Below are 12,632 nucleotides of genomic sequence, written 5' to 3' on the forward strand. Positions count from 1 at the left end.
ACTGGAAACCATTTTTGAATTATGATCGATTTAAAAAATGGGTTGGCATCTTAAGACTAATTAAGCCCTAAGGTATGAAGCAACATATAAGGGGATTGTCCTAAGAAATCTTAGGGACGGAAAGAAAGATAAGAAAGCTGCAAAGTCAGTTAGAATATGTACCGGCCGAGTCAACCGACTCTTTGTCTAAGGAATGATATGGGTGGCGGCAAGAGGAGATAACGAATGTTTCTTACTGGATAATATAATCACAAAGGAATTTTAAACACATTAAGAGTTGTATAACCCTTACCCTATTCGAAATCCACTTGGTTCATGTATTCTTCAATATTTTCATAACCATCACCGTCAAAATCTCCCCGATAACTTTCATTCAATGAGCCAAAATGAATTATCTCCCATGCATCTGACATTCCATCGTTATCAGTGTCAAAATCAGCTGGTCTGCTATTATGTGGAATTTCAGGAAGAATCCATTTTGAGGCATTTCCTTGATCATAATTTTGATTATTCCGAACAATGCTAAGTTGGTTGCTGTCAAACTCATCTCTATAAATCTGAACTTTACCAAAATCATCCAAATATTTATATGCTCCTACATCTCCTAGTATCACCAAGTCCTGAAATGCATTCTGAGGACTTTTGGGCGCAGCAGGATTAGGGAATCCATTTGTTGGAGAACTCATAAAATAAGAAGAAGGGGCCATAGTAATCTCATCTCGAAGAGTCCAGATTCCAGCGTTATTTCCTTCAGAACCGCTATAAAGACCCTCGAAATAGTTATTTGAAGTATATATACGTGGATTACTATCAATATCTTCTCTCACCTTATTCCTAGATGAGGACCCGCTGTAATAATTCCCAATCTCATTAACCAATATGTCATGATAGACTGAAGTCTGTTTGCTTGGGGTATCATGAATTATGTTATTGATTTTTTCCCCTCTACCATCAAATGCCATATTCGGGGTTCGATTAACCGAAACAGAAACATTGTTAATCCAAGAAATTAAATCAACATATTTTTCTGGGGAGCCATCTTGGTTAGGGTTTATTTCGGTATAAGATCCTGTACCTGAATCCGCTATGAGATTGTTGCTGAATGTGAAATTAGTCATGGGATACGCGGGAACATGTTGAGACCGAATAAAAGCACCCATTGCCTTGTCTTGGGCAAACGAAGCTGAGCAATGGTCCATAATCAGATTCTTACCTCCGTAAAAAAGAAAGGCCCAAGTAAAAGCATCGTCAGAGGTATCCAAAACCCCATCTCTGTTATAAATAGGCCGACTTCTGAGATACCTTATTATTAGATTTTGGTTGTCACCATACCTTCCATTTAAACGAAATGTTCCACCGGTCAGGGTGATACCACCTCTTGGGGCTGACTGACCAAAAACGGTCTTGTTGTTAATTTCAGTAATTCCATCAAAGCCAAATTCGGAAGTTACTCCACCTTTGCCAAGGTCAATATTTCCAGAGACATTGAAAACAATATAACCGACCTGATCATTTCGAAGCGCTTCATAAAACCCTCCGGTATAATATTCATCGTTAGCACCAGAAGACGGATGATATTCCAAAGGCTCATTTTTATTAAGTGAAGTTATAATCGCCAAGGCCTTACCACGGCCACCTGACGCAATAGAACCACCGCCAAATGCTGAAGGAAATGCTTTTAAGGGTCCGTTTGACTGTTTGAAAGATTCGGGATTTGAATCTGGAACGGGTTCCGAAGAAGTCGTTTCCGAATTCTGTGTCTCATTCTCAACAGAATCATCATTCTTCTTTTTATCTACAGAAGAGGATCCATTATCAACAACATAGTCGTAAAGCAGATCGGAATCTTTACTACAGCCGATCAGGAGGGTTATGAAAAAACATAGCACAATCATGCGGGGTGAAGTGGGGATTCGGTATTTCATGCGCAATTTAGGGTTAAGTTTCTTAGGTAAACCAATTTGGGTTTAGTAAAAATATTTAAATTGTTGGAATCATCGATAAAAACAAGAATTTATTCGATGAAGTGCACTATTTGACACAAACTTAACTGCTTACGTGACTAGGGGAAGTTTGGATTTTAGAAATGAAGTTATTCGATAAACGGCATTTTTTTTTAACAGCTTATTAAGATTTGATGCTATTTTGAGCTGGATTATTTTGATCTACCCGCAAGTACCCGAATGCCTTTTAATGAAACCTCCATTAATAATCGGATCGTTTTTGTAAAGCAAAATGCCGGAATAAGTCCGGCATTTTAAATGGGCTTAGAAATCGGTGATTTAAATCTTCGACTGCTGTGGGAATTTAAAGTCTACCATCGGTTTAGATGGACAGAACGCTTTTTACATCGTACAGAACGCCATTAGGCTCCTTCTGAAGCTTGACCAGATCCATCGAAAGAAAGCTTTCGTGTGCAACTGTTAGCACAACCGCATCAAACCTCCCTTGCGGTGGTTGAGATTCGAGTTCCAATCCATATTCATGTTTTACCTCTTGCTCGGAGGCCCAGGGATCGTATACGGTGACATTGGCGCCATAGCTTTCGAGGTTTCGAACAACGTTTATGGCCTTTGTGTTCCTCACATCCGGGCAATTTTCCTTGAAGGTAATCCCCAGCACAAGGATTTTACTTCCCTTAATTTTGATATCCTTCTGAACCATGAGTTTTACAACCTCGGAAGCCACGTATCCACCCATGGTATCATTCATCCGGCGGCCGGCCAGGATAATCTCCGGGTGGTATCCGTACTGCTGGGCCTTTTGCGCCAGATAATAAGGATCCACCCCAATACAATGACCGCCACAAGGCCAGGTTTGAAGGGAAGAAAATTCCATTTTGTTCCAGCAGCTTTTAATACTTCATTGGTGTCAATATCCATGAGATTGAAGATTTTAGCCAATTCATTGACAAAAGCAATGTTGATGTCCCTCTGAGAGTTCTCAATTACCTTGGCTGCTTCGGCCACTTTGATACTTGGGGCGAGATAGGTGCCTGCCTCAATTACGGAAGCATAGACTTCGTCTATTTTTCTCGCAGCTTCCGGGGTGGAACCGGACGTTACCTTTAATATTTTTTCCACCGTATGTTTTTTATCACCCGGGTTGATTCGTTCGGGTGAATAACCCACATAGAAGTCACGGTTAAATGTCAAGCCGCTCGTTCTTTCCAAAATGGGGACACATTCTTCTTCAGTCAGTCCCGGATATACGGTACTTTCATAAACTACAATATCACCTTCCTTTAAAACACGGCCAACGGTTTCGCTTGCCTTGAACAGGGGGATAAGGATCGGTCGATTGGTACTGTCCACTGGTGTTGGGACTGTTACGATATAAAATGTGCAATCCTCGAGAGCATCGAGATTGTCCGTACAATAGAGGCCCGTTTCGAATTCCCGGTTATCCTTCAGTACTGCCTTCAGGAGAGCTTCTTCTACCTCAAGGGTGCTATCATGCCCTTTTTGTAATTCAGTTATTCGCTCGCTGTTAATATCAAATCCGACAACGTGATATTTGGTTGCCAGCAATCTGGCGAGGGGTAGTCCAACAGATCCCAATCCGATGATGCCAATTTTCATAAGTGATTTATTTTTAACATTTTACTTAAGCGCTTGGTTGCCGCTCCAAATTTTCCCAGTACCATTTGACGGCTTCCAGGAGGCCGGATCGAATATCGAATTGAGGGTCATAACCCAGTAGGTTCCTTGCTTTGTCAATCGATGCCAGCGAATGCGGGATGTCCCCAAGCCGCTCAGGCCCGTATACAGGTTCTATGGCACCAATTGCCGGGTCGTACTCAGAAAGGAATTCCCGCAACAGAAAATACAACTCAGCCAGACTGGTTCGATCACCGTAAGCTACATTGTAAACGGAATTTAGTGCCTCCTGGGTACTCACAATGATACTTCTCAAATTCATTTCCACCACATTGTCGATGTAGGTAAAATCCCTGGAATAGTCCCCTTTACCATTGATGGTGGGTGATTCGTGGTTCATGAGTTGCATCACGAACTTGGGTATTACGGCCGCATACGCGCCATTCGGATCTTGTCTGCGGCCGAACACGTTAAAATAGCGTAGTCCGATAGTCTCCAGTCCATAGGTTTTGGAAAAGATATCCGCGTATAATTAATTGACATACTTGGTGATCGCATAGGGTGAGAGCGGTTTACCGATGTGCTCTTCAACTTTGGGCAATTCCTTGGAATCCCCATAAGTGGAAGAACTTGCGGCATAAATGAAGCGCCGAATCTGCTGATCTCTTGAGGCCACCAGCATATTGAGAAAGCCGTTTACGTTCACTTCATTGCTGGTAATCGGGTCTTTGATTGATCGCGGCACAGAACCAAGGGCTGCCTGGTGCAAAACGAAGTCCATGCCTGAGCAAGCCTGTTGGCAAACCTCCAGTTCCCGGATATCTCCCTCCATGAACTCAAAAGATTCGAGCCCCAGAAAGGGTTCTATATTCGCTTTTTTACCGGTTGCAAAATTATCCAGGCAGCGAACATGGTTACCATTTGCCAGCAAGGCCTGGCACAAGTTGCTTCCTATAAAACCAGCACCTCCGGAAACGAGAATTTTGAGATCACTGTTGAGTCTCAGGTATGTAAAATCCATCAAAACGTCTATTGATGTTCAAAAATGTGTAGAAAAGAGTATTACAAAGGTAGGAAATCTGGTGAGGTGGCTAGTAATTGGAAGAGCAAATCCGTGAAGCTATTTGTAGTATGACCGATACCACGAAACAAACCGTTCAACACCCTCTTTAATGGGAGTATTGGGCCGGTAATCGTAATCCCGGATCAAATCATTGACATCCGCCCAGGTCCGTTCCACATCCCCTGGCTGCATGGGCAGCATCTGCCGGGAAGCCTTTTTCCCGAGGCTGTTTTCGATCGCCTGGATGAAATCCAGCAGCTTTTCGCTCCGGTTGTTGCCGATATTGTAAACCCGGTAGCGGTCGGCTTTTTCCTGTCGTTTCCCAAAGGGCGTCTCCACCACGCGGACCACTCCTTCGGTTATATCGTCAATATAGGTGAAGTCCCGTTCCATCTTTCCGTGGTTGAAGACTTTGATCGGGCGGTCATTGACAATGGCGTCGGTAAACAGGAAAAGCGCCATGTCGGGTCGTCCCCAGGGTCCATAAACCGTGAAAAACCGCAGGCCGGTAGTCGGGAACCCATAAAGGTGGCTATAGGTGAATGCCATTAGTTCGTTGCTCTTCTTGGAGGCGGCATACAGGCTGATAGGGTGGTCGACACGATCCGTCGTTTCAAAGGGCACCTTGGAATTGGTCCCGTAAACGCTCGAACTACTCGCATAGACCAGGTGTTTGATTCCAAAGTGCCGGCAATTCTCCAGGATATTTAAAAAGCCCACGATATTACTGTCAATGTAGGCTTCCGGATTTTCCAGGCTGTATCGGACACCTGCCTGGGCTGCGAGGTGGCAGACCACGTCGAACTGTGTATCCTTAAAGAGCTGGCGCAAATTCTCCCGGTCTTCCAGGTTCAAGCGAATAAAATTGAATGCCTCAAAAGTTGCGCTGCTACAATGCATTCCGAAATTTTCGGCATCGTCCCTGTCGATGCCCAGTTCGTCAAGGCGGGCAAACTTCAGATCGGGATCGTAATAGTCGTTGATATTATCCAGCCCGACCACCTGGTGTCCTCGTTCCAGCAAGGCCTTACTTACATAAAATCCGATAAATCCGGCAGCACCGGTAACCAAAATCTTCATGGACGTGGTTTATATGTATTCAAATCAGCAGCGAAATTCCGTTAAATAATCCGGAATGGCCTTTTATTTTATTCAATTGTGGAAAAACTCTCGATAAAGTGAATAAATCACCCCTTCCCGGGGCCTAATTTCGTATCTTAATTAGCGAATTTTACGCGTGTTTCTAAAATGGCTGTGCCTGCGGGGCAGATGTTTCAAGTTATTCCTAAATAATCAATTATCAAAAAAACCAATGATGAGGGAATAAGGTCCGATCCCCCGGTAACAGCAGTTTAAAAACCATCGTGGAAACAGTTAATCGAGAGTTTAAAAGATTTGGGCGAATAGTTGCCAAATCTTGGGTTCGAACTCAAATTTGATGCTACTTTTATGCTGCCTTTTGTGCTTGTTCCCTGCGGGGAGCAACGAATAATCTGAACCTATCTGATTGGAAACCATTACAAAAACTAGAATCTGGCTTTCATCGCCCCACATGGGTGGACGCGAGCAATCTTTCGTGAATGAAGCTTTTGACTCGAATTGGATTGCACCTTTGGGACCCAATGTGGACCGCTTTGAAGAGGCAATTGCCTTGCAACTGGGTGGAACCGTCGAGGTAGCAGCCTTGAGTTCCGGTACCGGGGCGCTGCACCTGGGTCTGGAAATTTTGGGGGTCAAGCCGGGAGATGAGGTAATTTGCCAGAGTTTTACTTTTTCTGCATCTGCCAACCCCATTTGCTATTTGGGGGCCCGACCCGTTTTTGTGGACAGTGAACGGGATACCTGGAACCTGGATGCCAACCTATTGGCAAACGCAATAGAAGACCGGATGCGCGCCGGCAAAAAACCTAAGGCTATTGTAGCCGTACACCTTTATGGCATGCCCTACAACGCCGAAGCAATAGGTTTGGTGGCTCAGGAATATGGTATTCCTGTACTGGAGGACAGTGCGGAGTCCCTTGGAAGCACCTACAATGGGGTAGCTTGCGGGACCCTTGGGGATATCGCCATTTTATCCTTTAATGGGAATAAGATAATAACCACCTCGGGGGGCGGGGCGCTTGTGACCTCGAGGAAGGAATGGAAGGAACGTGCGGTCTACCTGGCCACCCAGGCCCGCGATGACGCCCCGCACTACCAGCATTCCACCGTGGGGTATAACTACCGCATGAGCAACGTACTGGCCGGTATCGGCCGTGGGCAGATGGAAGTCCTGGATGATCGGGTCACAGCCCGCCGGAGGAATTTTGACTTTTACAGGAATTTCCTTGGGGGCATTCCCGGGATCGAGTTCCTTGCAGAACCACAGGGCTATTATTCAAACCGCTGGCTCACCTGTATGCTCACACCCTCATATGAGGTCCGTGAAAAAATCAGGAAGGCGCTATTGGAAGAAAACATTGAATCCAGGCCACTTTGGAAACCCCTCCACCTGCAGCCGGTGTTTGAAAATTCACCGAATTATCTAAATGGGGTTAGCGAGGACTTGTTTGACCGGGGGCTTTGCCTGCCTAGCGGTTCGAACCTTTCTGGGGAAGACCTGGATCGCGTGGTCGGTACTATAACGAAAACACTACAGAATGATTAAGAACTACCTTGTCAACAACGCACACCGCTATGCCTCCAAATGGCTGGTTCTGGCTATCGACATCGGTCTGGTATTTGTCTCATTCATCCTGTCGTACCTGATCCGTTTTAATCTCACCCTGAACTTTGCCACGGAAAACCTGTTGCTGCAATTGCCGGTAATCTGTGGAGTGGCCCTGATTGCGTTCCTGCTCACCGGATCCTATAAGGGTGTGGTTCGTCATACAGGGGTTCGGGACGTCTATAACATTTTCAATGCCATCTGCCTCTCGAGCATCCTCGCCATTACAATGGTCATTTTCAACAGGAAGATGGGCGTCCTGGAAGGTTTTACCATCCCGCTATCCATCATCATCATCCACAGCCTGATCAGTTTTATTGCGCTCACCGCCTCTCGCTATGTTTTTAAGGCGATGTTCTTTAACCTGATCAAGCAGTTTAAGCCTACCAAAAATGTGCTCATCTATGGGGCAGGGGAAGCCGGGATCGTCACCTATAATGCCCTTACCGGGCATTCGGGTAGCACTTCCAAGGTAATCGGTTATATCGATGACGACCCGATGAAAGTTGGGAAAATCATTAACGGGGTGCGCGTTTATGGCAGGGAGGAACTGAATGCTTTTTTCATCGACAAAAAGAATATTGCCGAGATCATTGTCAGTATCCACGGGGAAGACAGCCGGTTCCTGAAAGAACTGGTGGAAGAACTGGTGGAATTCCCGATACAGGTGAAGATCGTCCCCCCTGTGGAAAACTGGATCAACGGCGAACTGAAAGTTTCTCAGATCAAACAGGTGCAGATCGAGGACCTCCTCAACCGTGTGCCCATTGACATCCGCAGCCCAAAGATCATGAATGAGCTGAACGGCAAGAGCATTCTGGTTACCGGGGGTGCCGGATCCATCGGCAGCGAAATTGTCCGGCAAATCATCCACTACAAATATAAATCCCTGGTTATACTGGACCAGGCAGAATCGGCCCTGTATGACCTTCAGATGGAGCTCAAACAGAATAATTTCCACAATTTCATCCCGGTTGTGGCGGATATCCGCGACAAGAACCGGATGAATGTGTATTTCCAGGAACACAAGCCGGATATCGTATTCCATGCCGCGGCCTACAAGCATGTTCCCCTGATGGAATACAATGCCTATGAGGCGATAAAAATCAACGTGGCAGGAACCAAATCTTTGGTAGACCTGTCCCTGAGCCATGGCGTGGAAAAGTTTGTGTTCGTATCCACCGACAAGGCGGTGAACCCGACCAATGTCATGGGGGCGACAAAACGCATAGCGGAGATGTACATCAGCTGTATGCACCAGGAACAAAAAACCAAATTCATCACCACCCGTTTCGGCAATGTACTCGGGTCCAACGGATCGGTAATCCCATTGTTTAGGAAGCAGATTGAAAAAGGGGGGCCGCTTACAGTTACCCACAAGGATATCACGCGCTATTTCATGACCATCCCCGAGGCTTCCCAGTTGGTACTGGAGGCCGCTTCAATGGGCGAGGGCGGTGAGATCTTCATCTTTGACATGGGCGAGTCCGTAAAGATCTTTGATTTGGCCAAAAATATGATCAAGCTTTCCGGCCTGCGGTATCCGGAGGATATCGATATCAAGATTACGGGCCTGCGGCCGGGGGAAAAACTCTATGAAGAATTGCTGGCATCCGGGGAAAATACGCTGCCTACCTACCATAAAAAGATTATGATCAGCAAGGTCCGGGAGCTGGATTACACCGATGTGCGATCCATGATAGACGAATTGTGTATCTCTAATATGTTCTTCAGTGGGGATACGGTGAGGCTCATGAAGAAGATCGTCCCGGAATACGTTTCCAAGAATTCCGAATTCTGCAAGCTGGACGAGCCCGGGGAAAAAGAGAAGCCCGAAAACGAAAAAGAACCGTCCTCCCCCCGTCATCTCAGTATATGAGCAGTTATCCCTTATATTCGCCAACAAATATCCAACCATGAGAACATGCAATCTGAGTAATTATCTATGCCTGGGCCTCCTGGCCCTATTCGTCAGCTCCTGTGCCTCCCGCAAGGATGTGGTTTATTTCCAGGATACCGGAAGCTTTGAAACCATTGTAGATAACCAAAAAACTAGTACGAAATTCAAGGTGGATGACCTGGTTTCCATTCATGTGTCTTCTTTGGATCCGGAGGCGAGTGCCCCGTTCAACTTGTATAGGGGGCAGAGTGAGGGCGGTTTTCGTGCGGAACAGGTGGACTATCTTGTAGACCAGGATGGTATGATTGATTTCCCGGTTATCGGGAAAGTCAAAATCGAGGGATTGTCCCCGGATGAGTTGAGAAGCCTGCTCCGGGAACGCCTGTCCGAATACCTGAAGGACCCAATCATCAACATCCGGCTGCGGAATTTTACGGTGACCGTGCTTGGGGAAGTAAACCGGCCGGGGACCTATCCGGTCAACGGGGAACAGATCACCATTTTGGAAGCACTTGGCCTGGCTGGCGACCTATCGCTTCGCGCAGTGCGGACCAATGTGCTGGTAATCCGGGATTTCAACGGCACAAAAGTCTATAACCGCATCGACATGACATCCAAGGATATGACGAAGTCACCGGTCTATTATCTTACCCAGAACGATGTGGTTTATGTGGAGCCCAACAATTCGGGTATCAAATCCACGAACCTTGACCAAAGGGCCGGTATCTATGTGTCATTGTTTTCGCTTTTGATAACCTCCACAGTACTGATTATTACACGTACGAATTGATATAAATTTCATTTTCCCACCCTGTCTATGGACGTACCTACTGCCGGCAATGGCAAATCACTAAATTACAAGGAACTCCTCAACCCTTATATGAGGCGATGGAAGTGGTTCGCTTTCTGCGTTGTGGTAGCCCTTGCCCTGGGATACCTGTTGATCCGCTATTCAACACCCCAGTATGCCGTAAACGCCAAGATCCAGATTATCCAGGACCAGAATGGCACCACTGAGATGACGGCCTTCCGGGACCTGGACCTTTTTATGGGGGGGAATACCCAGGTACAGGACGAGGTTGAAATTTTAAGTTCCAGGAGCAATCTGATCGAGGTGGTAAAACAGCTCGGACTGAACATCAAAATTTTCACCAAAGGGAATATTCACAACACCCTGATTTATAAAGATCCGCCTTTCCGGGTCAATTACCTGATACCGGATTCTCTGATCTTCCTCGCCAAGGACAGTTTTGTCGTGGATATTGTATCGGAAACCGAATTTGATCTGACGGCCGACGAGGATTCACCGGCTAAACGCTACAGTTTCGGGAATACCATTGAATCCCCGGTGGGCGACATCGTCCTGTTGCCCAACGATATGGATATGAACAAGTTCATGGGGCGGGAGTACATTGTTAATATCAACCCGATCGGGGACGTGGCACAGGCCCTAAAAGCAAACATTCAGATTTCCCTTACAGACGAATACTCGAACATCGTTTCCATAATGTTGAACGACCCGGTGGAGCAAAAAGGGATCGATATCCTGAATGCGCTTATCAATACGTATAATCAAAATGCTATTTCAGACAAGAAGGCCATTGCAGACCGCACTTCCCAGTTTATCAACGAGCGGATTAGCGATATTTACGGGGACCTATCCACCGTGGATCAGACAGCCGAAGAATATAAGTCCGATAGGGGTATAGCGGATTTGGCATCCCAATCAAGTATCAACCTGAATATGGGTGCCACAAGTAGACAACAATTGGACAATGCCAGTATGCAGCTGAATATGGCTGTTTCTATGCAGGATATCGTCGATGACCAGGAGGGTTACGAATTGCTGCCTTCGAATATCGGTATTGACGACCCAACGATTGCAACGACTACGGCGCGCTATAATGAATTGGTTTTGGAGCGTCAGCGGCTGCTGAAGAGTTCCAATGAGCGGAACCCTATAATCGTAAACCTGGATCAACAGATTGAAGGCCTGAAACGCAACCTGCAATCCAGCCTGAACAGCATGACCAACAACCTGACTCTACAGGTAAATAACCTGAGCGGTCAGTTGTCCCGGATCAATTCCCGCATATATTCCGCCCCCGGTAACGAGCGCGCCCTTAGGGACATTGCCCGTCAGCAGCAAACCACGGAATCTCTGTATCTCTATCTCTTGCAGAAGCGGGAGGAATCCCAGATTGCTTTTGCTTCTGCGGCACCAAAATCCAAAATCGTGGACAGGGCCTATGGGGTAAGCGAATTCCCGGTATCCCCCAAAAAGCCCATTATCTATTTGGCAGCCTTCATTTTTGGGATGCTTATTCCTTTTGGTTTAATTTATATAGGGCAATTACTAGACGACAAGGTACACAACAAGGTGCAGATCGAAAAGATCACGGGGTCTATCCCGGTACTCGCGGAGCTCCCAAAACTTGGGAAAAAGGAGAGTACCCTCGTAAAAACGGGCGAACGGACCGTGCTGGCCGAATCCCTGCGGATCCTCCGGACCAACCTGGACTACCTTATTCGCGCCAAACGCGGCGCCGGCTCCCGGAAACACAACCTGATCTACGTGACCTCCAGCGTACCGGGTGAAGGGAAAACGCTGATTTCTTCGAACCTGGCCATGATCTATGCGAACACGGGCAAGAAGGTCCTGCTGATCGGGGCGGATATCCGGAACCCAAAGATCTATCAGTTCTACTCGGGCAAGAATGTGGACCAACTGAACCGACCCAGACGATCAACTGATATACAGGGACTTACTGAATTCCTTATCGACCGCTCGCTGACCTCCAGGCAGATAATCAACACGCTGCTGGCCAATGAACAGGAAATCGATGTGATCTACTCCGGGCGGATCCCACCGAACCCGGCAGAATTGCTGATGAGCGAGCGGATGCACCACCTGTTGGAAGAAGCGTCGGAAAAATACGATTACGTAATAGTGGATACAGCCCCGCTCATGGTGGTCTCCGACACGCTGTTAATCAGCCAGTACGCGGATATTGTCCTCTATGTGATGCGTGCGGGGATGACCCAGTTGAAAGTGCTGGACTTTCCGATGAAGCTCAGAAAGGAGGGCAAGCTCCCAAGCCTTGCCTTTATCGTGAACAATGTCAAGGAATCCAACCTGGGGTATGGGGGCAAATACGGCTATGGGTATGGAAAGACCATGAAAAAATGGTGGAAACTGGGCTGAGGTCCTTTGTTGAAAATCTGAGCCCGATTCCAGATTTTGAGGATGCTCTTTTTTAAGTAGCGGGCCTTTAATGAAAGTTTAAAAACCCCATTTATTTGTTGGAAATCAGCGGCTAGCATCTGGCCGTGTCGTTTACCGAAGAACCCTCCCGCTTAATC

At 46.7% G+C, this 12,632-nt stretch carries 6 protein-coding genes and 2 pseudogenes; 4 read left to right on the top strand and 4 right to left on the bottom strand.

Going from position 1 to position 12,632, the window contains the following annotated elements:
* Positions 1–293 precede the first annotated feature (293 nt).
* The 4 genes and pseudogenes from H7F20_RS13410 to H7F20_RS13425 all read right to left on the bottom strand — a co-directional run bounded on the left by H7F20_RS13410 (position 294) and on the right by H7F20_RS13425 (position 5,742).
* Positions 294–1,925, bottom strand: coding sequence for a hypothetical protein (locus tag H7F20_RS13410; RefSeq protein ID WP_185786679.1), 1,632 nt, complete (start codon positions 1,923–1,925; stop codon positions 294–296).
* A 400-nt stretch (positions 1,926–2,325) separates the two neighbouring features.
* Positions 2,326–3,581: pseudogene (locus H7F20_RS13415) on the bottom strand (nucleotide sugar dehydrogenase).
* Positions 3,582–3,606: 25 nt separating this feature from the next.
* Positions 3,607–4,620: pseudogene (locus H7F20_RS13420) on the bottom strand (SDR family oxidoreductase).
* Positions 4,621–4,719: 99 nt separating this feature from the next.
* A complete protein-coding gene (locus H7F20_RS13425) occupies positions 4,720–5,742 on the bottom strand; it encodes an NAD-dependent epimerase (RefSeq protein ID WP_185786680.1) in 1,023 nt (340 codons plus the stop codon).
* A 472-nt stretch (positions 5,743–6,214) separates the two neighbouring features.
* Here H7F20_RS13425 and H7F20_RS13430 point away from each other — a divergent pair, with 472 nt between their 5' ends.
* Genes H7F20_RS13430 through H7F20_RS13445 form a run of 4 tightly spaced genes read left to right on the top strand, consistent with a single transcriptional unit; the run spans position 6,215 to position 12,474 of the window.
* Positions 6,215–7,309 carry a DegT/DnrJ/EryC1/StrS aminotransferase family protein gene (locus tag H7F20_RS13430; protein ID WP_185786681.1) on the top strand — a complete coding sequence of 365 codons (1,095 nt, stop codon included), beginning with the start codon at positions 6,215–6,217 and terminating at the stop codon, positions 7,307–7,309.
* Positions 7,302–9,248 (top strand): nucleoside-diphosphate sugar epimerase/dehydratase, encoded by a 1,947-nt coding sequence (locus H7F20_RS13435; protein WP_185786682.1) that lies wholly within the window; start codon positions 7,302–7,304, stop codon positions 9,246–9,248. Before H7F20_RS13430 ends, H7F20_RS13435 begins: the two co-directional genes overlap by 8 nt.
* Positions 9,249–9,285: 37 nt before the next feature.
* Entirely contained in the window at positions 9,286–10,059 is a 774-nt protein-coding gene (locus H7F20_RS13440) for a polysaccharide biosynthesis/export family protein (RefSeq protein ID WP_185786683.1), read from the top strand.
* 27 nt (positions 10,060–10,086) lie between these two features.
* Positions 10,087–12,474 carry a polysaccharide biosynthesis tyrosine autokinase gene (locus H7F20_RS13445; RefSeq protein WP_185786684.1) on the top strand — a complete coding sequence of 796 codons (2,388 nt, stop codon included), beginning with the start codon at positions 10,087–10,089 and terminating at the stop codon, positions 12,472–12,474.
* Positions 12,475–12,632: the final 158 nt, after the last annotated feature.

This window comes from Robiginitalea sp. SC105, from assembly GCF_014243345.1.
GTDB lineage: Bacteria > Bacteroidota > Bacteroidia > Flavobacteriales > Flavobacteriaceae > Robiginitalea.